The 25,386-nt window shown below is 41.8% G+C and carries 23 protein-coding genes and 1 other annotated feature; of the genes, 11 read left to right on the top strand and 12 right to left on the bottom strand.

The window, feature by feature from the left end:
* Window position 1: 1 nt before the first annotated feature.
* Complete coding sequence (locus BDE27_RS06375) at window positions 2-622, bottom strand: L-threonylcarbamoyladenylate synthase (protein WP_099132390.1); 621 nt, start codon at window positions 620-622, stop codon at window positions 2-4.
* Window positions 623-641: 19 nt separating this feature from the next.
* Window positions 642-1,514 (bottom strand): RNase RNM, encoded by an 873-nt coding sequence (gene rnm / locus BDE27_RS06370; RefSeq protein ID WP_099132389.1) that lies wholly within the window; start codon window positions 1,512-1,514, stop codon window positions 642-644.
* A 244-nt stretch (window positions 1,515-1,758) separates the two neighbouring features.
* Window positions 1,759-1,865, top strand: a sequence feature (Trp leader region).
* 57 nt (window positions 1,866-1,922) lie between these two features.
* Between rnm and BDE27_RS06365 the strand changes: the two genes are divergently transcribed.
* From BDE27_RS06365 to trpA, 6 genes are all read left to right on the top strand, one after another.
* The gene (locus BDE27_RS06365) at window positions 1,923-3,482 is read left to right on the top strand and encodes an anthranilate synthase component 1 (RefSeq protein ID WP_099132388.1); all 1,560 of its coding nucleotides are present in this window, start codon (window positions 1,923-1,925) and stop codon (window positions 3,480-3,482) included.
* Window positions 3,482-4,060 (top strand): glutamine amidotransferase-related protein, encoded by a 579-nt coding sequence (locus BDE27_RS06360; RefSeq protein WP_099132387.1) that lies wholly within the window; start codon window positions 3,482-3,484, stop codon window positions 4,058-4,060. The genes BDE27_RS06365 and BDE27_RS06360 overlap by 1 nt, the downstream gene beginning before the upstream one ends.
* A 62-nt stretch (window positions 4,061-4,122) precedes the next feature.
* Window positions 4,123-5,127 carry an anthranilate phosphoribosyltransferase gene (gene trpD, locus BDE27_RS06355; RefSeq protein ID WP_099132386.1) on the top strand — a complete coding sequence of 335 codons (1,005 nt, stop codon included), beginning with the start codon at window positions 4,123-4,125 and terminating at the stop codon, window positions 5,125-5,127.
* A complete protein-coding gene (gene trpCF, locus BDE27_RS06350) occupies window positions 5,124-6,488 on the top strand; it encodes a bifunctional indole-3-glycerol-phosphate synthase TrpC/phosphoribosylanthranilate isomerase TrpF (RefSeq protein ID WP_099132385.1) in 1,365 nt (454 codons plus the stop codon). Before trpD ends, trpCF begins: the two co-directional genes overlap by 4 nt.
* A gap of 30 nt (window positions 6,489-6,518) precedes the next feature.
* Window positions 6,519-7,709, top strand: a complete 1,191-nt coding sequence (gene trpB, locus BDE27_RS06345; RefSeq protein ID WP_099132384.1) for a tryptophan synthase subunit beta — start codon at window positions 6,519-6,521, stop codon at window positions 7,707-7,709.
* Window positions 7,709-8,515, top strand: coding sequence for a tryptophan synthase subunit alpha (gene trpA, locus BDE27_RS06340; protein WP_099132383.1), 807 nt, complete (start codon window positions 7,709-7,711; stop codon window positions 8,513-8,515). The genes trpB and trpA overlap by 1 nt, the downstream gene beginning before the upstream one ends.
* A gap of 90 nt (window positions 8,516-8,605) precedes the next feature.
* Here the strand turns inward: trpA and ompW are convergent, their stop codons facing one another.
* A complete protein-coding gene (ompW, locus tag BDE27_RS06335; RefSeq protein ID WP_099132382.1) occupies window positions 8,606-9,247 on the bottom strand; it encodes an outer membrane protein OmpW in 642 nt (213 codons plus the stop codon).
* A gap of 494 nt (window positions 9,248-9,741) precedes the next feature.
* Here ompW and BDE27_RS06330 point away from each other — a divergent pair, with 494 nt between their 5' ends.
* Window positions 9,742-10,497: a YciC family protein gene (locus BDE27_RS06330; protein ID WP_099132381.1), complete on the top strand. Its 756-nt coding sequence runs from the start codon at window positions 9,742-9,744 to the stop codon at window positions 10,495-10,497.
* A 65-nt stretch (window positions 10,498-10,562) separates the two neighbouring features.
* Here the strand turns inward: BDE27_RS06330 and BDE27_RS06325 are convergent, their stop codons facing one another.
* Window positions 10,563-12,269 (bottom strand): SulP family inorganic anion transporter, encoded by a 1,707-nt coding sequence (locus tag BDE27_RS06325; protein ID WP_099132380.1) that lies wholly within the window; start codon window positions 12,267-12,269, stop codon window positions 10,563-10,565.
* A 228-nt stretch (window positions 12,270-12,497) separates the two neighbouring features.
* Between BDE27_RS06325 and BDE27_RS06320 the strand changes: the two genes are divergently transcribed.
* Window positions 12,498-13,034 (top strand): septation protein A, encoded by a 537-nt coding sequence (locus BDE27_RS06320; RefSeq protein WP_099132379.1) that lies wholly within the window; start codon window positions 12,498-12,500, stop codon window positions 13,032-13,034.
* 77 nt (window positions 13,035-13,111) lie between these two features.
* Entirely contained in the window at window positions 13,112-13,549 is a 438-nt protein-coding gene (gene yciA / locus BDE27_RS06315) for an acyl-CoA thioester hydrolase YciA (RefSeq protein WP_099132441.1), read from the top strand.
* A gap of 67 nt (window positions 13,550-13,616) precedes the next feature.
* Here yciA and tonB read toward each other — a convergent pair whose 3' ends face one another.
* Window positions 13,617-14,306, bottom strand: a complete 690-nt coding sequence (gene tonB, locus BDE27_RS06310) for a TonB system transport protein TonB (protein ID WP_099132378.1) — start codon at window positions 14,304-14,306, stop codon at window positions 13,617-13,619.
* A 252-nt stretch (window positions 14,307-14,558) separates the two neighbouring features.
* On the bottom strand, window positions 14,559-14,738 hold the full coding sequence (locus tag BDE27_RS06305; RefSeq protein ID WP_099132377.1) for a YciY family protein: 180 nt from the start codon (window positions 14,736-14,738) through the stop codon (window positions 14,559-14,561).
* A 374-nt stretch (window positions 14,739-15,112) separates the two neighbouring features.
* Here BDE27_RS06305 and cls point away from each other — a divergent pair, with 374 nt between their 5' ends.
* Window positions 15,113-16,573, top strand: a complete 1,461-nt coding sequence (cls, locus tag BDE27_RS06300; RefSeq protein ID WP_099132376.1) for a cardiolipin synthase — start codon at window positions 15,113-15,115, stop codon at window positions 16,571-16,573.
* Between the two features lie 148 nt (window positions 16,574-16,721).
* Window positions 16,722-17,051, top strand: coding sequence for an HI1450 family dsDNA-mimic protein (locus BDE27_RS06295; protein ID WP_187652256.1), 330 nt, complete (start codon window positions 16,722-16,724; stop codon window positions 17,049-17,051).
* A 106-nt stretch (window positions 17,052-17,157) separates the two neighbouring features.
* Here the strand turns inward: BDE27_RS06295 and oppF are convergent, their stop codons facing one another.
* The 6 genes from oppF to BDE27_RS06265 form a co-directional block, all read right to left on the bottom strand.
* A complete protein-coding gene (gene oppF, locus BDE27_RS06290; RefSeq protein WP_099132374.1) occupies window positions 17,158-18,159 on the bottom strand; it encodes a murein tripeptide/oligopeptide ABC transporter ATP binding protein OppF in 1,002 nt (333 codons plus the stop codon).
* On the bottom strand, window positions 18,156-19,154 hold the full coding sequence (gene oppD / locus BDE27_RS06285) for an ABC transporter ATP-binding protein (protein WP_099132373.1): 999 nt from the start codon (window positions 19,152-19,154) through the stop codon (window positions 18,156-18,158). The genes oppF and oppD overlap by 4 nt, the downstream gene beginning before the upstream one ends.
* Window positions 19,155-19,163: 9 nt before the next feature.
* Window positions 19,164-20,072 carry an oligopeptide ABC transporter permease OppC gene (gene oppC / locus BDE27_RS06280; protein ID WP_099132372.1) on the bottom strand — a complete coding sequence of 303 codons (909 nt, stop codon included), beginning with the start codon at window positions 20,070-20,072 and terminating at the stop codon, window positions 19,164-19,166.
* A gap of 14 nt (window positions 20,073-20,086) precedes the next feature.
* Entirely contained in the window at window positions 20,087-21,007 is a 921-nt protein-coding gene (gene oppB / locus BDE27_RS06275) for an oligopeptide ABC transporter permease OppB (protein ID WP_099132371.1), read from the bottom strand.
* Between the two features lie 81 nt (window positions 21,008-21,088).
* A complete protein-coding gene (gene oppA / locus BDE27_RS06270) occupies window positions 21,089-22,732 on the bottom strand; it encodes an oligopeptide ABC transporter substrate-binding protein OppA (protein ID WP_099132370.1) in 1,644 nt (547 codons plus the stop codon).
* Window positions 22,733-22,854: 122 nt separating this feature from the next.
* Entirely contained in the window at window positions 22,855-24,495 is a 1,641-nt protein-coding gene (locus BDE27_RS06265; protein WP_099132369.1) for an ABC transporter substrate-binding protein, read from the bottom strand.
* Between the last annotated feature and the right edge of the window lie 891 nt (window positions 24,496-25,386).

The raw sequence follows: 25,386 nt of genomic DNA, 5'->3' as shown, positions 1-25,386 counted from the left end.
TTTATAAAAAAGGTGTTACATCACCTTCGCCTTCACGAAGAATTACTGGTGAATCCCCAGTCAAATCTATTACCGTCGTCGGTTGCTGCCCAAGATAACCACCGTGAATGATTAAATCAACTTGTTTACCCAAAGTATCCTTAATCTCTTCAGGATCAGATTCGGCAAAATCATTTCCGGGCAAAATTAAGCTACATGACATCAATGGCTCACACATCCCTTCCAGCAAGGCCAACGCAATAGGATTAGAAGGAACTCGCAAGCCGATGGTTTTGCGTTTTTCATTCATCAAGCGACGCGGTACTTCTTTTGTCGCCTGTAAAATAAAAGTGTAATTGCCTGGCGTGTTATTTTTGATCAACCTGAACGCCTGATTATCTACATGAGCATAAGTGGCAATTTCAGACAAGTCACGACACATCAACGTAAAATTGTGGCGTCCTTCCAATTGGCGAATACGGCATATACGGGTCATAGCATCCTTATTTTCAAGGCAACAACCAATGGCATAACCTGAATCAGTAGGATAGATGATAACTCCGCCTTTTTTCAGTACATCCACACTTTGATCAATAAGACGGATTTGTGGATTGTCAGGGTGGATATAAAAAAACTGGCTCATAAATATAACCTCTATACTTCTATGCAGCCCCAAGCCGTGACCAATCGTGCCATATCGGTACAACATCACCGGGTAACCACAAATTGCGCCCAAGTTCTATCCATGAACAAGGTTGGTGAAAATCCGATCCTAATGATACTTTCAACCCATATTCTCTTGCCAGCTGACCAAGTTGTTGTCTTTCATTAGGGGCTTGCTGGCACTGTGCAACTTCCATTGCATCACCACCATGTTGTTTAAACCAAACTATTAACCGTTTTAGCCACTTCGTCGACAAATTATACCTACCGGGATGGGCAATCACAGCCCGTCCCCCTGCCTGATGAATGGTTTCAATAGCCTGCTCGATTGTACACCATTGCGGTGGGACATAACCGATTTTTCCCTTTACCAGATATTTTTTGAACACTTTCGGGATAGTCGGTACAACTCCCGTTTCTACCAAATAACGGGCAAAATGGCCGCGAGTGACTTGTCCACCATTGGCTAATCTAGATGCACCTTCCCAAGCATCGGCAATGCCTGCTTTGGCCAACCGTTGCCCCATTTCAATACCACGCTGTTGCCTTAAATCAACTTGATGCGCTAAAAACTTCCGTAAGGAAATAGAGTTGATATCAATGTGTAAGCCAACGATATGAATTTCCAGATTTTGCCATAATGTCGAAATTTCAACGCCGGATATCAATGTTAATGGCAAATTATTTTGCTGAATATGATTTAAAGCAGACGGAATACCCTCCGTCGTATCATGATCGGTAATTGCCAGTACATCAATACCCATAGCAATGGCTCTGTCCACGAGCTGCTCAGGTGATAAAACACCATCTGAAGCGGTCGTATGGCTATGCAGATCATAGCGTTTTGTCATTTCACTGGCGGCTTCAGTCATTGTTTTTTTACCTGTTTTTCGGATGGGAAAAAGGCACTATCGATTAAAGTGATATGAAGCGCAATCAAGCGCAAAGCGGTAATGATAACACAAGAGTAAAAAAAATCATTGACAAGCAAACCTCGAACCAGTTTACTAGTACACAGGTTAACTGAAACACTCTTTACTAAAAAAACCTTTATCAAAAATCCATTGAATCAATGAGGCACTCGAAATGAGCGTATTTATGCAACCTAAGCAGTCAAAGCGTTGGTGGCACAACTTCCCAGTCAGGGCGGTTGGCTCACGCACATAAATCAAGAATAGATACGCAAGTGCCAAAACCCGCCCTCAAGAGGCGGGTTTTTTTGTAGCTATTTTCTTATAACGCAAGTTTTTATGAATAAAGATTAGAAATGGGGTATGAAGATGACTGGCAAAGAATTTAATATCTCTATAAGTCAGGTGGATACTCTCTACCAGACAGATCCAACACTGCTTTTTCACCAACTTTGTAGTAATCGCCCAGCAACGTTATTGCTGGATTCTGCTGAAATTCACAGTAAAAAGAATCTCAAAAGCATCCTGATCATTGATAGCGCTATGCGCATTACAGCCAATGGGCGTCAAGTTACTTTTGAAGCACTCACTGAAAATGGCCAAAACCTGATCCCGATACTCGCGAATTTACTTTCAGACAAAGCCCAATTAGACGTAGAGCCGAAGGTTATGCAAGCACGGTTTCCTGCTATTGAGCACAATCTGGACGAAGACAGCCGGCTAAAATCCGATTCAGTTTTTGATGCATTGCGTGCCCTGACAGCATTAGCATCCTTCTCAGAATCTCCCGATGCCATTTTTGTTGGTGGATTGTTTGCTTATGATTTAGTAGCCGGTTTTGAACCATTGCCTACAGTAGAAGATCGCCAACGCTGCCCTGATTTCTGTTTTTATCTCGCAGAAACGCTATTAGTGATCGACCATCAAGATAAACACTCACGTCTGCAAACTTTATTGTTTGGTGAATCCGATTCAGAAAGAAAACGCCTTAAAGAGCGTTTAGCAACCTTAGTTACAGCTATTTCAGCCCCACTTCAGCCACTCTTACCTGTCACACTGCCCGGTATTACTGTTGGCTGCGATCAAAGTGATGAACAATACGCAAATATCGTACGCCAGCTACAGCAATTTATCCGTCAAGGGGATATTTTTCAGGTAGTTCCATCACGTCGTTTCACCTTGCCATGCCCTTCTCCGCTGAGCGCTTATCATGTATTGAAAAAACAAAATCCAAGCCCTTATATGTTTTTTATGCAAGATCAGGATTTTTGCCTGTTTGGGGCTTCACCAGAAAGTGCTCTTAAATATGATGCCAACAACCGCCAGATCGAAATTTATCCGATAGCCGGTACTCGACCACGCGGACGCGATAACAACGGGGAATTGGATGCCGATCTTGATAGCCGAATTGAGCTGGAAATGCGCACGGATGCTAAAGAAATGTCTGAGCATGTGATGTTAGTTGATTTAGCTCGCAACGATTTAGCCCGTATCTGCGAACCAGGCAGTCGATATGTCGCCGATTTAACCAAAGTCGATCGCTATTCATTTGTTATGCATCTGGTTTCCCGTGTTGTCGGCACACTCCGGCATGATTTAGATGTCTTCCATGCCTATCAAGCCAGCATGAATATGGGCACATTGACGGGAGCCCCTAAAGTTCGGGCGATGCAACTCATCGCAGAATATGAAGGTGAACGGCGTGGCAGTTATGGCGGAGCCGTCGGTTACTTCACTGGCAAAGGGGATTTTGATACCTGCATAGTAATCCGTTCTGCCTATGTGGAAAACGACCAAGCTACCATTCAAGTTGGAGTAGGTGTGGTGCTGGACTCCATTCCCCAGTCAGAAGTAGATGAAACTCACAGTAAAGCCAGAGCCGTTATTCGCGCAATTGCACAAGCACATCATGTGGAGGTAACATTCTGATGGCTAATATTCTTTTACTCGATAATGTAGATTCCTTCACATATAACCTTGTGGATCAACTGCGTACTCATGGTCACCATGTCATTATTTATCGCAATACCGTGTCAGCAGCCATCATTATTGCCAAACTTAATGAGATGGAATCTCCTCTTTTAATGTTATCCCCCGGTCCAGGGAAACCCTCAGAGGCAGGCTGTATGCCTGAATTGATCAAGCAAGTGATAGGCCAGATCCCAATAATCGGAATTTGTCTTGGACATCAGGCGATTATTGAAGCTTATGGAGGAAAAGTTTCTGCTGCTCAGGAAATTCTGCATGGCAAGGCAACACCCGCTATCCATGATGGGAAAGATATGTTTTCCGGCCTACCAAATCCTTTGTCTGTTGCTCGTTACCATTCTCTTGCCGCTGTGCATACTCCGACAGCACTGACTGTCTCTGCTTCATGTGGCGATATCGTGATGGCTGTGCGCCATGATGAGCACAAAGTTTGTGGTTTTCAGTTCCATCCCGAATCTATTTTAACTACGCGGGGTGCCAAACTGCTCGAACAAACACTGGCTTGGGCATTGAGCTGACGATTTAAGGGTTGTGAGTTTGGGTATCGAATGAAAGGCACTAAACTTAAAGGGATGGAAAAATGCAGTTGATTTTTGACAAATTATTCAGTGCTCAGGCACTGACACAACAAGAAAGCCAGCAGCTATTCACTGCCATTATTCATGGTGAGCTGAGCGATACACAACTGGCTGCTGTGTTAATTAGCCTGAAGCTGCGTGGCGAGCAGCCACAAGAAATTGCGGGCGCAGCCCAGGCGTTCCTGGCAAACGCAGCCCCCTTTCCTCGCCCTGATTACACGTTTTGTGATATCGTCGGCACAGGTGGAGACGGTTCCAATAGTATCAATATTTCAACAGCCAGCGCCTTTATTGCTGCTGCTTGTGGCCTTAAGGTGGTAAAACATGGAAATCGCAGTATTTCCAGTCGGTCTGGATCATCTGATTTATTAGCTGCATTCGGCATTGCATTGGATGCCCAAGCTGAAAAATCACGCAGAGCCTTGGATGAAATTGGTGTCTGCTTCCTGTTCGCACCTCAATATCACAGTGGATTCCGTCATGCGGTGCAAGTTCGCCAGCAACTAAAAACTCGAACATTATTTAATGTGCTTGGCCCGTTGATCAATCCGGCGCGTCCTCCTGTTTCTCTCATCGGAGTCTATGGCCCTGAATTAGTTGAACCCATAGCCCATACCTTACACGCTTTGGGTTATCAACGCGCCGCCGTTGTACACAGTGGAGGAATGGACGAAGTTGCCTTACATGCACCAACCTATGTTGCAGAACTTCATCACGGTGAAATTAGCCAATATCAGTTAACAGCAACAGATTTTGGTTTGCCAAGCCATCCCATATCTTCACTGAAAGGTGGATCACCTGAAGAAAACCGCAACATGTTAGCAATGTTATTGCAAGGCCACGGAAGCAAAGCCCATGCTCATGCCGTAGCAGCTAATGTGGCTCTGTTAATGAAGATCCACGGGCAAGAAGATCTACGGGAAAATACTCAATTGGCACTCGATACTATTTACAGCGGCCAGGCTTATGAAAAAGTAACGGCATTGGCAGCAAGGACTAGATCATGAAAACCAGCGTATTACAGAAAATTGTTGAAGATAAAGCAGCATATCTGGTTACTCGTAAGGCAGAGCAACCGCTGGAAAGCTTTATTGATGTTATCGTTCCAAGTCATCGTCGGTTTTATCAGGCGTTGACCCATAAGCAAACCGTTTTTATTTTGGAATGCAAAAAGGCATCTCCATCAAAGGGGCTGATTCGTGAAGATTTCGATCCCGTTCATATTGCAAAAACTTATCAACCTTATGCTGCTGCAATCTCTGTCTTGACCGATGAAAAATACTTTCAGGGCAGTTATGATTTTCTGGCAATGGTCAGTTCTGCGGTACATCAACCTGTTTTGTGCAAAGATTTTATTATTGATGCCTATCAGGTTTATCTTGCCCGTTATTATCAGGCTGATGCTATTTTACTGATGCTTTCTGTCCTTGATGACGATACGTATCGTAAATTGTCTGCATTGGCACACAGTCTTGATATGGGTGTACTGACCGAAGTCAGTAATGAAGATGAACGGCAACGGGCAATTAAATTGGGTGCAAAGGTTATTGGCATCAATAACCGAGATCTACGTGATTTGTCCATTGATTTAGAGCGTACCCGTAGACTGTCTGTTGGTTTACCTAAAGACACTATCGTCATCAGTGAATCTGGTATCCACCAACATCTCCAGGTGCGGGAATTGAGCCAGTTTGCCGATGGTTTTCTTATTGGTAGTTCTTTAATGGCACAACAAAATTTAGATCTCGCTTTACGCCGCCTGATTTTGGGTGACAACAAAGTTTGTGGCCTGACTCGCCCACAGGATGCGAAAGCTGCGTTGCAAATGGGTGCCGTTTACGGTGGTTTAATTTTTGCTGAAAAATCACCGCGCAAAATCAGTCTGCAAAAAGCTCAACAAATCATCAATGAAGCCTCTCTTCTATATGTTGGTGTGTTTCAAAATCAACCCATTGATTTTGTCAATAATATCGCCCGTAAACTTTCGCTCACCGCAGTTCAACTGCACGGAGGTGAAGATGAAAACTACATTAACTCCCTACGCTCGGTACTACCTGAACATTGTGAAATTTGGAAAGCCATTAATATGTCTAATGCTGTAGCAGTTTCCGCAATACCTCATGTTGATCACTTATTGTTGGATAACGGAGCAGGAGGAACAGGAAAATCATTTGACTGGCAGTTAATCAACCCACTCATTCAGCATAACAGTTTTCTGGCTGGTGGCCTGAACGCTGAAAACTGCCAAATGGCAGCAACATTTGGCTGTTATGGACTGGATTTTAACTCAGGAATTGAAGTGTCTCCGGGTATCAAAAGCAGCCAGAAAATCAAGCAGGTGTTTCAACAATTGCGCTGTTATCACTAATTTTTCAGATAAAAATGGATGAGTAGAACAATGAGTAAATTGAATCCTTATTTTGGCGACTTTGGTGGACAATTTGTGCCACAAATTTTGATCCCTGCACTTAACCAATTAGAAGAAGCCTTTATTGACGCACAGAAAGATCCTGAATTTCAGCATACATTTCAGGATCTCCTGAAAAACTATGCAGGCAGACCCACTGCCTTAACACTGTGTCAAAACCTGACTAAAGGGACAAAAACACGTTTGTACCTGAAACGTGAAGATTTGCTCCACGGCGGTGCTCACAAAACCAATCAGGTTTTAGGACAAGCATTGTTGGCAAAACGCATGGGAAAGCATGAAATCATTGCTGAAACAGGCGCTGGTCAACATGGCGTCGCAACCGCCCTGGCTTGTGCGTTATTAGGGCTGAAGTGCCGTATTTATATGGGAGCAAAAGATATTGAACGCCAATCGCCCAATGTTTTTCGCATGCGTTTGATGGGGGCACAAGTGCTCCCTGTCCATAGCGGCTCGGCAACCTTGAAAGATGCCTGTAACGAAGCAATGCGTGACTGGTCGGGTTGCTATGAAAAAGCGCATTATCTATTGGGCACTGCGGCTGGCCCTCACCCATATCCGACAATGGTACGAGAATTTCAACGTATGATTGGTGAAGAAGCCAAAGCTCAAATTCTGGAAAAAGAAGGCCGTTTACCTGATGCCGTCATTGCCTGCATTGGTGGTGGTTCAAATGCCATCGGTTTGTTTGCTGAATTCATTCCAGAAAATGATGTCCGCTTGATTGGTGTTGAACCTGCTGGGCATGGTATTGAAACTGGAGAGCATGGTGCCCCATTGAAACACGGAAGATTGGGAATTTACTTTGGCATGAAAACGCCAATTATGCAGACAGAAGACGGGCAGATTGAAGAATCTTATTCCATTTCGGCGGGTTTAGATTTTCCTTCCGTTGGTCCGCAACATGCCTATTTAAACAGCATCGGAAGAGCCGATTATGTTTCAATTACTGATGATGAAGCGCTGGAGGCCTTCCAGGAACTCTCACGCAATGAAGGTATTATTCCTGCACTGGAATCCTCTCATGCTTTGGCTTATGCCTTGAAAATGATCCATGAGTCTCCAGACAAGGAACAATTATTCATTGTCAATTTATCTGGCCGTGGTGACAAAGACATCTTTACCGTTCACGATATTTTAAAATCCAGGGGGGAAATCTGATGGGACGTTACGAACAACTTTTTAAGAAGCTGCAAAACAAAAAACAAGGCGCTTTTGTTCCTTTTGTCACCCTTGGCGATCCTAATCCCGAATTATCGTTGGAAATTATTGATACCTTGATTTCAGGTGCTGCTGATGCGCTTGAATTGGGTATTCCGTTCTCAGATCCCCTGGCTGACGGCCCAACTATCCAAAATGCCAATCTGCGTGCGTTATCATCCAAGGTCACTCCCACATTATGTTTTGACCTGCTGGCTAAAATTCGAGCTAAACACACTGATATACCCATTGGCCTGTTAGTTTATGCCAATCTCGTCTTTCACAATGGCATTGATGAATTTTATCGTCGCTGCAAAAATGCGGGTGTTGACTCCGTACTTGTGGCTGATGTGCCGTTATCTGAGTCATCGCCTTTCCGTTCAGCCGCCATAAAGCATGATATTGCCCCGATCTTTATTTGTCCCCCTAATGCAAATGATGATTTACTGCGTGAAGTTGCTTCATTTGGACGTGGATATACCTATCTGCTATCAAGAGCGGGAGTAACTGGTAGTGAAAATCGCGCTCCACAGCCACTTAATCATATTATTAACAAGCTCAAAGAATATCACGCTGCCCCTGCTATACAAGGTTTTGGCATTTCAGAGCCAGAGCAGGTTATGAACGCTCTCAATGGCGGTGCGGCGGGTGCAATTTCAGGTTCAGCTGTTGTCAACATTATTGAAGATAACTTGCATCAACCCAACATCATGCTGGAAAAATTAATGAATTTTGTTCGTGCCATGAAAAACGCCACCCAATTATGAACACGCGATAGATAGTAAGTACAAAAAATGGGGCAATTACGCCCCATTGGTTCTCTCTTATGTCAAAGTCAAACACACACGTAGCTTTAATTAGAAACTATAACCAACACCGAACATAAAGACCCACGGATCAAGGCGGGTTTTATATTTTTTATCTACATCACCGGCTTTGAATTTCACATCAGTTTCAATATTCATCCACCAAAGCGAAGTATTCAGCATCCAGTTTTTGTTCAGTTGATAATCCAGACCAACCTGCCCAGCGATACCCCAAGAATCTTTCAGATCCAAGCTATTTAAATTAGCAGCCTTCACGGTTGCATTATTATTAAATTTTTCGCTAAAGAAAGTAGTGTAGTTAACACCAATCCCAACATAAGGACGAAATTCATTTTCTGTAGCACCAAAATAATATTGTGCCATTAGCGTTGGTGGTAAATGTTTAACTTCAGCGACCTCACCCGCTCCTGGTAAACTGACTCTATGCTGGAATGGTGTCGCTGCCAATAATTCAACACCAATATTATCAGTAATCATGTAACCAAAAGTTAAACCCAACTGAGTATTATTATTGACACCAAAAGATCCCAATCCTAATACATTATCAGAACCCGCATGAGGCCTTACCGTTGCTGTACCCGCACGGAACAGGAAGTCACCTGCTTCATGGGCAAAAGTCAATGACGGGGCTAACGTAGCAACAGCCAATACAAGCGCAGAAATCTTCTTCATTATCCATCCCATTTATGTGGTTTTAAACCAGTCCGAAATATACCCGTTTGTTTACCATTGTGATCTAAGACAGATCACATCTTTTAAATATTTTTGGCGAAGTAAGGTATTTACCGCTTACCGCTTTATTATTTCATTTACTGGACATTTTAAATTGATCTAAATCAAAATTCTCTGCATATTAATTTTAATACCACCCATGATTTATATCTTAATATCAACTTTTAAATGAATAACAATAAATAATAATAGAAATTATACATTAAAAACCTTTATTTAATATTCCAACCTCTCATCAATTTATTAACACAAAGTTAATGAATTGATCATTTATATAAAATCTACACTGAGGAAATCTGGCAAAAAAGAACGCTTACTCCCACTAGTCTCAACATACAGGATCAAGCATTGGAGTAAATCTTAGGTATCCAATAATCCCCCTAACAAGGTACAATTGTTCCCTATTGTTGTTTTATTTGATAGGAGCCACTTTCATGCCCATCACGGCAAATACCCTGTATCGTGACAGCATCAACTTTTTAAAGAATCAACTGTTGAATATTGTCATCCTCTCTGTCTTAGCCGCGCTGGTGACAACACTGCTGGGGCATTTACTCATGCCGAATGATGAACAGCTCAATTTATTAGCCGAGTTGCAAAATATAGTCAAAGAGTCCGGCAATACAGGTATCCAACGTTTCGTGATGCAATTAACGCCAGATGAGCAGTTCATGTTAATGCGCACAATGTTCGGAGTTTTATTTACCCATATATTTGGTAGTACCCTACTAACGGCCAGTATGCTGGTACTCATCAGTGCTATCTCTAGCGGTCAGCAAACTAATGCCATTCATGCCAGTACATTATCAATAACACAACTACCCAAGATGTTCTTGCTAATGTTTATTAGTACCCTATTGGTCCAAATCGGCTACGCTTTAATGGTCTTGCCGGGGATACTGTTTTCTATTGCATTCTCACTGGCTCCTATTTTTTTGTTTGAAAAAGGCAAAAATGTTTTTGCAGCCATGCAAAATAGTTGGAAGTTGGCATTTGGTAATATGCGGTTGTTGATCCCAGCTATACTGTTATGGCTTGTCGCCAAGCTAATCCTGGCTCTTGTACTGACAAAAATGCCCGATATGTTGCTATCAGTACTGGATAATTTCTTATCATCCCTGTTACTGATTTATCTATTCCGTTTGTATATGTTAATCAAACCACAAAATAAAACCATACACGGTATCTAATAATCACTGAATAATAAGCACCTAAAATAGTTCACCTCACTGCAATGTAGCGAGGTGAACTGCAGTTACTTCTCCTGTTTTTCCTCCACATGCTGCTTACTTTGAAGTAAACGAATAGCAAAATAGAGATCCGGCACAACTATCAAATCGTCACCGCTACGACTCAGTTTGTTCTGTTTAATCCAGCGATTCAGTTCTGTCCTGCGCCCTGCTAAGACCAATGTCACACCTTTCTCTTTTAATTCTGTGATTAACTCATCCAACACGGCAAAAACACTGACATCATCGTAAGTAAAACTAACCGTCGCATCGACCACTAACCACACAGGATCATTTGCAGCACTGTTCACATGTTGTAATACCCGTTTTTTGAAATATCCAACGTTAAAATAAGTGAGTGGAGAGTTAAAGCGGTACATCATAATGCCATCAACGGGTTTGATATCATTATTCTTATGGATGGAACGAACCATACCTTGGTCATTCACGCCCAGCAACTGATCCGAAGGCCGAAAAACTATCCGCAAAAATTGCAATAATCCCAACAAAACGGCAAAACCGATACCATCGATCACTCCCACCAGCAAGACGGCAATTAACGTAAAGATTGACAGGGTAAAAGCCTGACGATTGCGTTTTCGATAAGCCCAAAGATTTTTTAGACTCAATAAAGACCAAGTGGAAAAGATCAAAACAATACCCAGTGATGACAGAGGGATATACACCAAAAGTTCTGTCATAAATAGCAATACCAGCAAAATGGCACAAGCCGCTATCACCGACACCATTTGCGTTTTACCGCCTAGCGCATCATTGACCGCAGTACGGCTACCCGCAGCACTGACAGCAAAACCTTGTGATAATGACGAAGCAATATTGGCGATACCCAATGCCCTAAGTTCCAAATCTGCATCGACTTGGTAGCCATTTTTACTGGCAAAACTACGAGCAGTCATCATAAAACTGACGAAACTGATCACCGCTAAGTTAATAGAAGGAACCACTAAATCACGTATGATACCGGGTTCAAATTCGGGTATAGGAACAATAGGCAAACCACTCCCCATACTACCCACAATCTGGATGCCATAATGGCTGAGTTGAAATTGCCAGCTGATATAAGTCGATACGATCATTGCCACCAGTGGAGCAGGCCAACTCGGACGGAGAAAATGTACATTAAGCAGTACCAGCAGCGTCATTATTGACATCCCTACCGTCGGCCAGTGAGATTCTAATAATTTACGGGGAAGTGCAATCAATCGTTCAATCAATTCCACAGGCAACCCAGACAGCCCAAAAACTTTAGCCAACTGATCAGCCATAATGGTAATCGCAACACCGTTAATAAAGCCTTTCAAAATGGGACGAGATATAAAATCAGCGAAGGCACCCAGTCGAAAATGGCTGGCCAAAATACACCAAAATCCCGTCATTAACGTCATCACTATGGCAAGCTGCCAACGCACATGCTCATTTCCCAATGCCAGCGGTGTAACAGCAGCAGCAATGACAGCACAAGTTGCCGCATCTGGCCCAACAATCAACTGCCGCGAAGTACCGAACAGTGCATACGCAAGCATCGGTAAAATACAGGCATATAAACCAATAATGGCACTAATTCCCATTAATTCAGCATAAGCAATCGCAACGGGCAGCGCTACTGCGGCAACAGAGAGGCCCGCACGCATATCATGGCTGAAATATTCTCTACGATAATGACAGATATTTCCCAAGCCCGGCATCCAGCGATGTAATCTTTCCCACAACATGGCCTTTATGTCCTTTTGTGAAAATGGAACCTAGTTATAATGCGTTGCTAAATGGAAACTCACAAACTTCCCCTCTCCCACACTTAGCTTGTCACTCATTGTGATAAAATTACCTAAACAGATGAAAAATGTTTTTTACCTGATAAATAAACCATTTCATTGAGATCTGGTACACTCTGGCACAAATTCAAAAACATGCCATCATTGACTTCACAATGGGTTCAATTTATGAAACAACTTTTAGACTTTTTGCCGCTAGTCGTTTTCTTCGTCGTCTACAAAATGTACGACATTTTCTATGCATCTGGCGCCTTAATTGCAGCAACAGGATTAGCTGTTGTCATTACTTACCTCATTTATCGTAGAGTTGAAAAATCCTCCTTAATTACATTTGTTATGGTTGCTGTTTTCGGCACTCTGACACTGGCCTTCCACAGTGATTTATTTATTAAATGGAAAGTGACTGTAATTTATGCCATTTTTTCTCTGGTACTACTTATCAGCCAATGGGTGATGAAAAAGCCGCTAATTCAACGGATGTTAGGCAAGGAGTTAGAATTACCTGATTTTGTCTGGAACAAACTGAATATGGCTTGGGCAATCTTCTTTATTGCCTGTGCATTAGCAAATATTTATGTCGCTTTCTGGCTACCTCAAGATGTTTGGGTAAACTTTAAAGTGTTCGGATTAACGGCATTGACACTAGTCTTTACTGTATTGAGTGTGGTATATATCTACCGTCATCTTCCTCGCGAACAAAAATAATATAATGACCTTTATATGGATACCTGCCGATGCAGCGGCAGGTATTGTTGTATTCACCAAATAAAGCAAGTTTTCTAATGACACAACAACAATGCTTACCAAACGGAGAATTGGTTCTCCGTACACTGGCCATGCCTGCTGATACTAATGCCAATGGGGATATTTTCGGTGGCTGGCTGATGTCTCAAATGGATATTGGCGGCGCAATTTTGGCAAAAGAGATTGCTCTGGGGCGCGTAGTAACTGTTAGCGTAAATGGCATCAGTTTTCTGAAACCGGTTGCGGTAGGTGACGTCGTATGCTGCTACGCCCGTTGTCTTAAAACGGGAAATTCATCTATTACCATTCATATTGAAGTTTGGGTGAAAAAAGTGGCTTCTGAGCCAGTCGGTCAGCGTTATCGTGCAACAGAAGCTGTTTTCACCTATGTTGCCGTTGATGAAAATAACTCTTCCCGTCCTTTGCCTGAAGATAAAAGGCACTTTAAATTGGAACGCAGTGATTCAGAGTCATAATTCATTTTACTGATGAAGTTAGGGGATGCTTTACATCCCCTATTCAGGAAAGAGACAGTTTGGTAAGTTAAGATTGTGAAATACCAGTAGTTTTAAACTCGATAGTCGTTATATGTCCGATAGCAGGAATTTTTTCATAACGCCATTTTCTCATCGCGTTTTTCACTTCACGTTCAAAGACATTTTTTGGATCAGCAGAAATAATTTCAATATTCTTAACTCGACCATTTTCATCAATATCAAATTTTACCTTTACCTTCCCCTCAGTCCCCAACTGTAGTGCTCTGGATGGGTAAATGGGATCTGGCCTATTCAATGCCTTTGGTCCTCTGTGTACCCCGGCTTTTTCACTAATGGTATGGTGCTCCGATTTTTGATCATCCAAATTCTTCGCCGTTTGAGTTTCTTGATCAGAAATAGGTTTCAGCGGTTGTTCTGAAGCTTTTTCTGTCTTTTTCTCTCTTGGCTTAACTTCTTTTTTAACAATTTTTTTCTTTTCAGGTTTAGGCAAAGCAATTTCCGCAACAGGTTCAGGTTCAGGCTCCGGCTCAGGAAGTGATTCAGACACGGCAGGTTTGGAGACAGGTGTCTCTTCAGCAGCCAACTGGATCATGGCAACAGACATAGGTGTAACTTCTGCCTGCTTCCCTGGTTCAATGGCATGAAAAAGTGCCGTAGCAATGGAGATGTGTAAACAAATGGAAAGTAGTATCGGCCAATGTATCCAACGCATAAGAGAATTCTTGCTTAACAGCATGATAGTCAGTTTTCAGATAGATATTAGTTTAAATGCAAATGACTATCATATTCAATAAAGATTCAAAAACATCTATCCCTGACTTGCATTTCTCAAATTAAAACCTTATTGGATACACACGCTCATTCCAGTCATATCGCATAATTATTGGCTATAATCTTGGAGGTTGAAAATGTTTTTCTTAACGGAAAAATATCGAGTTGTTAAGAAAATGCTGCACATTGACCCTAAGCAATTTGCACTATATTAACATTAAATCCACTCTATATTCTGGATGAATAGAATCGATCTACGACGCTTATAAGCATCTGCCTTACGCAGTGCATATATTCGTAAATTACGACGTGACTGTCCTTCCAACCAGCGACGGCGACGACAAATACCTTGGCGGAGCATTCTCCAACGCCCTACTTCTCTTCTGCTATGTTTCATAAGTATTCCGGGTAATCTCTCATTGAATAAATAACATTATTCTTAATTGTCACTATTAGCGATGTCAACCCATTGCCAATCTATTCCATGACTCTGGGCATAATAGTACATTGTTCGAAATCATCAAATTAATAACTATCATCAACCATTCATGATTTATTTATATCAATTTGCATATATTGCATACAGTTTATGAAGTTAAGTTGTAGTTATAACTAGCTAAATAGTAATGATATTTATCATAATTAGCGCTTTTTTGCTAAAATTGCACTCTGTTCAATTAATGATATTAAGTTGATAGTTTGCCCGAATTTCTAGAAACTTGCGGCAATGACTCCATTAACTATTTAAATAAATAGGATTGATTGCCACATATGACAACTTTCTACTCTGTACTGAGCTGGCTGGCGATTTTTTTCTACTGGCTGATTATTGCCGGTATCACTATTCGAGTGTTGATGAAACGTCGTCCAGTGACATCAGCAATGACGTGGTTACTCATTATTTACATTTTTCCTTTAGTCGGAATCGTTGCTTACTTGTCATTCGGCGAATTACATCTTGGCAAACGCAGGGTTGAGCAAGCCAGACAAATGCGCTCATCTGTAGCCAAATGGTTAGCCGAGTTAAGAAACTCCCCTCAAATTTTTGCCGATAGAAACAGTGAAGTCGCGACTCCGCTGTTTCAGCTATGTGAGCGTCGACAAAAGATCAAAGGTGTCAGTGGCAATAAAATGCAATTAATGACATCTTATGATAACTCACTAAAAGCAATTGTTCATGATATTGAAAACGCCAAATACAATATCGAGATGGTGTTTTATATATGGCAATCCGGAGGGCTGGTTGATCAGGTCACTGATGCCTTGATGTGCGCAGCCAAACGCGGTGTTAAATGTCGAATCATGGTAGATTCGGCAGGAAGCTGGCAATTTTTCCGTAGCCCTTATCCTGATATTATGCGAAAGGCAGGTATTGAATTTGTCGAGTCGCTAAAAGTGAATATCTTCCGTTTATTCTTGCGTCGTATGGACTTACGCCAGCATAGAAAAATTATTCTGATCGATAATCATATTTCATACACCGGCAGCATGAATATGGTTGACCCTCGTTTTTTTAAACAAGATGCAGGAGTCGGTCAATGGGTCGATATCATGGTGAGAATGGAAGGGCCTGTTACAACAACACTGGGGATCATTTACGCTTTTGACTGGGAAATGGAAACAGGACAACGGCATCTTCCTCCTCCACCTGAGCGTGTCACTATGCCCTTCGAACAAACCAGTGGTCATATAGCTCAAGTTATTGCTTCCGGGCCAGGGTTCCCTGATGAATTGATCCAACAATCCCTGATGACTGCTATTTTTGCTGCCCGCAAACAGCTTATTCTTACTACCCCGTATTTTGTTCCCAGCGATGATTTAATGCATGCGATTTGCACTGCGGCTATGCGCGGTGTTGATGTCAGTATCATCGTGCCAAGCCAAAATAACTCATTTCTTGTTCGCTGGGCCAGTCGGGCGTTTTTTACGGAATTACTGGAAGCCGGCGTGCAAATTTATCAATTTGAAGATGGTCTGTTACACACTAAAAGTGTCTTAGTCGATGGGCAACTCAGTATGGTCGGTTCTGTCAATTTAGATATGCGTAGCTTGTGGCTGAATTTTGAAATTACAGTGGTAATTGATGATGAACACTTTGGCAATGATTTAACACTGGTTCAACAAAACTATATTATGCGTTCAACATTGCTTGAAAACAATAAATGGGAAAAACGTCCTGTTTGGCATCGTATCCTTGAACGTATCTGTTACTTTTTCAGTCCACTTTTATAATTCATGATAGAAAAAATTGACCAGTCACTTTTTCAACATGAATATTTTCATCACGAATAACAGTATTCATTCAATACAGAACATGTTTTAATTTCACCTTGTGATTAATCTCGGACCTTGCATCATGGAAAATCAACCGACACATTCTATGCAATTGGACTTAAATAACCGAATGACTGAAGATGAAGCGCTTGAAAAAGCCTATGATATCTTTTTGGAACAAGCGCTTTCTCATCTCGATCCGGCTGACAGCCTATTGTTTAATTTGCAATTTGAAGAACGGGGCGGTGTTGAATTATTGGAACCGTCAGGAGTCTGGTTTGAACATGTTGATTTTGATCTGGATCCAGACTTTTTTTCAGAAGTCATTATTGGCCTGGCTGAATCAGACGATGCCGAAATTGATGACATCTTTGCCCGTGTCTTGATCTGCCGGGAAAAATCTCACTCCATCTGCCATATCCTATGGAAAAAATAATCAGACAGCCCTCCCCAAGGTACCTCCCTGATCGGTAAAAATGCCCTCATTTTGAGGGCATTGAATTTAAATTCGTGACAGCGTCACACTGGCAGAATCTAACGGGTTAGAGTGGATCAACCTTAAGGCAAGACACCGCATGTTTAAAACTTCCTTCAAGCAATGGTCGAGTCTTGGCACATTCGGCATCAGCCTTTGGACAGCGAGTGCGGAATACACATCCAGACGGGGGATCAATCGGTGAAGGCAGTTCTCCTTCCAACAATTCAATACGCTTGTTGCGCTCTTTGTCTGGATCAGGGATCGGCACCGCCGACATAAGCGCTCTGGTATATGGATGCAACGGATTATGATAAACCTCGTCGTAAGTGCCTAATTCTACAGCATTCCCCAAATACATCACCAAAACGCGGTCTGATATGTGTTTTACTATTGATAGATCATGGGCAATAAATATCAGGGAAAGTCCCATTTCCCGCTGTAATTCCTGCAACAAATTAACGACTTGTGCCTGAATGGAAACATCCAATGCTGAAACAGGTTCGTCGCAGATAACTAATTTAGGTTCCAGAATCAAGGCGCGAGCAATTCCAATACGCTGGCACTGTCCACCCGAGAATTCATGCGGGTAACGGTTTATCAGGTTAGGCAACAACCCTACCCGCATCATGATCTTTTGAACTTTTTCTTTTACTTGCCCATCTTTCATTTTGGGGTAATACGTTTTCAATGGCTCTGCAATAATATCACCAATGGTCATACGCGGATTCAACGATGCCAAAGGGTCCTGAAAAATCATCTGAATATCATTGCGAATATCCCGCCATTGTTTGTCATTCATATCCAGCAGGTTCTTGCCAAGCCAGGTGACTGCACCACCAGACGCTTTCACTAACCCAATGACTGCTCTGGCAAGTGTTGATTTTCCGCAGCCAGATTCTCCCACAACTCCCAGAGTTTCACCTTCATATAGCCTTAAGGTAACGCCATCTACCGCTTTTAAGGTTTTTGCCTGCTGCCAGAACCACTGTTTTCCATCTTTAATATCAAAATAAACTTTGAGGTCATCAACTTCCAATAAGGCACGTTTTTCAGCTATTGTGCTCATACTAATTCCTCCTGGCGTTTAAAGCAGGCACGCAAGCGCCCAAGGCCAAATTGTTCCAGCTGTGGTTCCTCACGAACACAATGCTCTGTGGCAAATTGACAACGCGGCTGGAATGGGCATCCCTTTGGCAAACGCAATAAATTGGGGGGATTGCCTTGAATCGTTTCCAATGATTCCTCATCACCGTCCAGACGGGGAACCGCATTCAATAACCCGATAGAGTATGGATGTGTAGGCCGGTAAAATACGTCACGCGCCGTGCCATATTCCATCGTTCTCCCTGCATACATCACTAATACTTTGTCACAAATGCCGGCAACCACCCCCAGGTCATGGGTAATCATGATGATGGCAGTGTTAAACTCTTTTTTCAGCTCGTTAAGCAACGTCATAATCTGTGCCTGAACGGTCACGTCCAATGCCGTTGTCGGTTCATCGGCAATCAACAACTTCGGTTGACACAATAACGCCATAGCAATCATGACTCGTTGGCGCATACCACCAGAGAATTCATGAGGGTACATTTTCATACGCTTACGAGCTTCTGGCATCTTAACGGCATCCAACATACGAATGGATTCCTCAAAAGCCGCGCTTTTACTCATACGTTTGTGCAGCATCAATACTTCAATTAATTGATCACCCACCCGCATATAAGGGTTAAGGGAAGTCATGGGATCTTGAAATATCATCGAGATCTCTTCTGCCCGCATTCGGTTCAGTTCTTTTTCTTTCAGGTTGAGAATCTCTCTCCCATTAAAGTGGGCAGAACCACTGACAGAACCATTGCTGGCCAATAACCCCATTAATGCAAATGCCGTCTGCGATTTGCCAGAACCGGATTCGCCCACGATCCCCAGGGTTTCTCCGGCCTGTAAGTCAAAATTCAATTTATTTACGGCAGTTACGTTACCGTCTGGCGTGCTGAATATGACATCCAGATCTTTTACCGATAGGAGTGATTCAACATTTTTCGAAGTTTCTACGCTATTCATAGGCTCTCCTTAACGGTCTTTCGGGTCGAGGGCATCTCGCAGGCCGTCACCAATAAAGTTAAAACAAAACAGGGTCATTACCAGAAAGCCTGCCGGAAATAACAGTAACCACGGAGCTACTTCCATTGAGTTGGCGCCATCACTTAACAAAGCGCCCCAACTGCTGAGTGGTTCCTGAGTTCCCAAGCCAAGGAAGCTTAAGAAGGATTCAAACAGGATCATACTAGGTACAAGTAATGAGGCATAAACCACCACAACACCCAATACGTTTGGCACGATATGGCGCAAAACGATATTACGGGTAGAAACCCCACAAACCAACGCTGCTTCGATGAATTCCTTGCGTTTTAAACTCAATGTCTGACCACGGACGATACGTGCCATGTCCAGCCACGACACCATGCCGATTGCAACGAAAATCAACAGGATGTTTTGACCAAAGAAAGTAACCAGAAGGATAACAAAGAACATGAATGGGAAAGAGTTGAGGATTTCCAACAAACGCATCATAACCATGTCAATTTTGCCGCCAAGATAGCCTGACATCGCACCATACAACGTGCCAAATAACACGGCAATTAAAGCTGCGGCAATCCCAACCATCAATGAAATGCGCCCGCCAATGGCAACGCGCACCAACAGATCACGCCCTGATGAATCGGTGCCAAAATAGTGTTTGGATTCAAAATCCGGCGGCATCGTCATCATATTCCAATCTGTATCATCGTACGCAAATTGGGACAACATCGGGGCTAAGATCACAAATAATGTGATCAGGAATAGAATACATAAACTCGTAATCGCCGCCTTGTTATGCATAAAACGGCGACGAGCATCCTGCCACAAACTGCGGCCCTCAATTTCCAGTTGCTCAGAAAAATTTTCCAGAGCTTCGCTATTTTTTTTATTCAGTAACATTGCGTGCTCCAGTTCTAATAACGAATTTTCGGATCAATGACGGCATACAGCACATCAACGATGGCATTAAATATAATGGTCAGGCTCCCCACCAGAATCGTCAAACTCAGTACCAGTGAGTAATCACGGTTTAATGCGCCATTGACAAACAATTGTCCCAAGCCAGGTAAACCGAAAATGGTCTCGATAACCATTGAACCCGTAATGATCCCCACAAATGCAGGCCCCATGTAAGAGATAACGGGCAATAAGGCAGGTTTTAACGCATGACGGAAAATAATCTTCCGCAATGGCAACCCCTTGGCCCGTGCCGTACGAATAAAGTTGGAATGCAAAACTTCTATCATGGAACCGCGGGTAATACGGGATATGCTGGCAATATAAGAGAGGGAAAGTGCAACCATTGGCAAAAGTATATACTTAGGTGCCCCGCCATTCCAGCCTCCTCCCGGCAACCATTTTAGTGTAATGGCGAATATCAAAACTAATAAGGGGGCAACCACGAAACCAGGGATCACGACTCCTGTCATGGCAAACCCCATTACCGTGTAATCCCATTTCGTATTCTGGTTCAATGCCGCAATAACCCCTGCACTGACACCCAATATAACCGCCATAACAAAGGCAGCAAATCCCAATTTAGCAGAAACAGGCAAAGCTTCTGCAACCAGATCATTGACACTGTAGTCTTTATATTTGAATGAAGGGCCAAAATCCCCTTTAGAAAGTTGAATTAAGTAATTGAAATATTGTTTATAAATAGGATCATTTAGATGATATTTTGCTTCAATATTTGCCATAACTTCTGGCGGTAGCTTCCTTTCTCCTGTAAATGGGCTACCTGGAGCAAGCCGCATCATAAAAAACGAAATAGTAATAAGTATAAAAAGTGTCGGGATCGCCTCTAAGCAGCGACGTAAAATAAATTTTAGCATTGCCCGTTCCTACTGTTTGGCCAAACCGTGGCTTTTAATTATTTAACAAGCAGGTGACCCCACTAGATCACCCGCTAATTCCTAATGTTTTATTATGTACAGATCTTTGGTATGGAAGTTGTCTAATGGATCTTTACCGGTATAACCACCTACATAAGGTTTTAGCAAACGAGAATTTGTATAGTAATAGATTGGAATAATTGCAGAATCTTTATCCAATTGCGCATTAGCCTTAGCATAAACTTCAGCACGTTCTTCATCCGTTTTTACCTGAAGTGATTGCTTCATTAATGCATCAAATTCTTTGCTCTTATAATGGGCGGTGTTATTACTGCTATTGGATAACATAGGATTCAAGAAGGTAGAAGCTTCGTTATAATCAGCACACCATCCTGCACGGGCGATGTCATAGTTGCCTTGATGGCGGGAATCAAGGAAAGTTTTCCATTCCTGATTTTCAAGAGAAACATCTATACCGATATTCTTTTTCCACATAGAAGCAGCGGCAATGGCTAACTTTTTATGCAGATCGGAAGTATTGTATAGTAGCTTAATTTTCAAGGGATTATCTTTAGTAAATCCAACCTCTGCCAAAAGTTTTTTCGCTTCTTCGTTGCGCTGCTGCTGATTTAATTTGGTATACCAGTCTGGTTTTTCATCTTTAAAATCGGCGATATAAGGTGGTGTATAACCATAGGCAGGTATATCACCCTGATTTTTTACCTTATTAGTCATAAGATCTCGATCTATACCCAACTTCAATGCGGTACGTACTCGCGGATCGTTAAATGGTGGCTTCTGGTTATTAATTTCATAGTAATAAGTACACAATTTCGGATTAACGTGCAGCTGTTCGGGGATTTCTTTTTTTAGTTTTTGGAATAACTCAATCGGTAAGTTGTCATAAGACATCTCAATTTCGCCAGCGCGATAACGGTTAACATCTGTGACTTCAGAGGAAATAGGCAAGACAGTTATTTGATTAATGACCGTATTTTTATCATCCCAATAGGTTGGGTTACGTTCGAAAACAAGGCGTTCATTGATCACCCAACTTTTCAGTTTATAAGCGCCATTACCAACAAAATTCTGTGGTTGCGTCCATCTTTCACCATATTTTTCTACAGTTGCACGATGAACTGGTGATGTACTTGTATGAACAAACAATTTGACTAAATAAGGTACAGGTTCGCTGAGTGTCAATTCTAACGTATGATCATCCAATGCTTTGATACCCAATGTTTCAGGTTTCTGTTTACCTCTGATGATATCGTCAACATTAAGAAGATGGGCATATTGAAGAAAACTTGCATATGGGGATGCAGTATTTGGATCTACCACACGGCGCCAACTATAAACAAAATCCTGCGCAGTGACAGGGTCACCATTAGACCATTTTGCATCTTTACGCAGATGGAATGTCCAAACTGTGAAATCCTTATTTTCCCAACTTTCTGCAACTCCCGGTATAATTTTACCGTCAGGGTCATTGATCACCAGAGTTTCAAATAGATCACGGGCGATGTTAGATTCTGGTACACCTTCAATTTTATGCGGGTCCAACGATTGGGGTTCAGAGCCATTGTTGCGAACCAGCACTTGTTTTGCAGCGTCTGCAAGTTGCACGCCAGCAGGCACTTGTGCTGCAAAGGCCGGCCACCCGATCATCATGCCTAACGCTACTGTAATGCCAGTAGCCCGTTTTTTCTTTGTTGTGTTTATCATCTTATTCTCTCCAATTGATATCATTTGACCCATTAAAGTCATATCCACGCATTGGGATGGTTATTTTCCGTATCTAAAAGGAACTATTTTGTTTACGGTAAAACAATATGTTGTGACGATAATTAGTTATTCACCTTTTTAATATACAAATTCTTTAGATCGACATAATCCATAGGATCTTTCCCTGTCATTCCCCCAACCGTCGGGCGAATGAGGCGCACACTGACGCGGTAATAAACTGGTATCAGCCCTGAATCTTTATCAAGCTGGGCTTCAGCTCGCTGATAAAATGCCTTACGTGTAGCATCATCTTTGGCAGTCAGAGCATGGTTGAGATAGTTATCAAAAGCCTCACTTTGATAAAAACCAGTATTGTTACTGCTACTTGACAGCAATATATTCAGAAAAGAAGAAGGTTCGTTATAATCGCCACACCATGTTGCCCTCGCGACATCATAATTCCCTTGATGGCGGTTCTGGAGCGAGGTTTTCCACTCCTGGTTTTGCAGCGTGACTTTTGCACCAATATTTTTCTGCCACATAGAAGCCGCAGCGATGGCTTGTTGTTTGTTTTGCTCGGATGTGTTGTACAACAAGGTAAACTTAAGAGGATTACTGGCATCAAAACCCGCCTCTTTCAACAATTCCCTTGCCCGTTGATTACGCTGCTCCTGTGTCCAACTCGCCCATGCTGGATTAATGGACAATCCCCCCCCAATATAAATCGGAGTAAATCCATAAGCTGGAATTTGTCCCTGTGCCATAATTCTTTCAGTAATGATATCTCGATCAAGACTCAGTTTTATGGCTTCCCGCACCCGTTTATCTTTAAACAGAGGTTTTTGGTTATTAATTTCGTAGTAAAACGTGCACAGATAAGGTGAAACGTGCAATTGTTCAGGAATATCCTGTTTCATTTTTTGGTATAGATCAGGAGGAATAGCATTATCAGTAATATCGACTTCCCCGCTACGATAGCGGTTAACACCACTAACTCCAGAGACAATAGGCAGGAAAGTGCCTTTTTCAATGATGGTTTCTTTATTGTTCCAATACCGGGGATTGCGCGTTAAAACAATGCGCTCATTGACCACCCAATCTTTCAACGTATAAGCACCATTACCAATATAGTTTTCTGGCAAAGTCCATTTGTTCCCCCATTTTTCAATTACATCTTGCCTGATGGGTTTCATCGCTGTATGGCTTAACATCTCAATCAGATAAGGAACTGGCTGGCTGAGCGTTACCTGGAAACGGTGATCATCTAACGCCTTAATCCCCAATTGTTCCGGTGATTTTATTCCTTTCAGAATATCGTCAACGTTCTGAATATAGGCATATTGCAAGTAACTGGTATAAGGCGATCCTGTGCTTGGATCAGCAAGCCGATGCCAACTGTAAACAAAATCCTGTGCAGTCACAGGCTTACCATCACTCCATTTGACGTCGTTACGTAAATAGAATGTCCATACCTTATAACCTTCATTCTCCCATCTTTCTGCCACGCCAGGCACAGTTTCACCATTTGGCCCAGTCGTTACCAACCCTTCCAGCAGATTACGGATAATGATAGTTTCTGGAGCACCCTCAACTTTATGAGGATCCAATGAAGTAACTTCGACACCATTGTTAACAGTTATTTCTTGTTTTTCAGCCAGGGTAACGCCTGCTGGAACAGTTGCAGCAATGCTCTGTGCTGCGGGAAAAGATAATAAAACGATACTCGAAATCAACTGACCTAACTTTGATGTTTTTTTTCTCATATTTTACTCCAAGTTATAAACAGTAAATGAATCGTTTTTAATCTACTAACTCCAATAATTTACTTATCTCGTTAACAAAGGGTAATTAACCTACTAAAAAACGATGTCCACATAATAATTGTTATTTGTTTTTTATAATGAATTTATTAAAACATTAATATCATTCGTTATCCCTGTATACAATACATTTGAAAAACCAATGTAACATAATGATAATTATAGGTTTTATTCTGTTATTTCCATATGATATGCGTGGAATATTATCAAAAGAGAAAATAAACATTATTTTAACAAAATGCAATCACCACAGAGTAAAAGTCCATCTTCATCACAAAACAACGATACAAGCCACCTGTTAGATAAGATTATGAAATGCAAAACAGTGTAGAAAATTACAGTATCATTTTAAGAAAATCACAGATTAAAAAGGAATAAAATATGAACAATGTTTCAAGAAAAGGACATCAAAAGCGATGTTATCAACCAATTACACTTTAATTGATCATTTATTAGTTAATTTTTGATTAATCAACACTCCTTTTAAGGATAAAATTTCAACTTATTACATTAATAATTTAAATAAATACATAAGTTATCTTTGCTATATCCTAGTAACCCAGGAAATAAGGCTATGCCCTTATGCCAAACATATTAATAATAATCCCATAATTCGAGTAATCACATTAATACCAATCCACCGAAAAGTTAATAGATTGTATTTGTATGGTTAAATAATCAACTGATATTCATTTCCTCAGAAACAACAGCTGAATTGAGTCAGCTTAATGTTTTCATGATCTAAATCACAATACAAATGCCTGTAAATGGTAAGCTGTATTCAACGCAAAATTTCAAGGAAAGAAACTATTCCTATATTAATCATTTTATTAA

Source organism: Xenorhabdus ehlersii, from assembly GCF_003610465.1.
GTDB classification, from domain to species: Bacteria; Pseudomonadota; Gammaproteobacteria; order Enterobacterales; family Enterobacteriaceae; genus Xenorhabdus; species Xenorhabdus ehlersii.
Note: the sequence above shows the minus strand (reverse complement) of the source record. Positions and strands in the feature narration are given on the sequence as shown.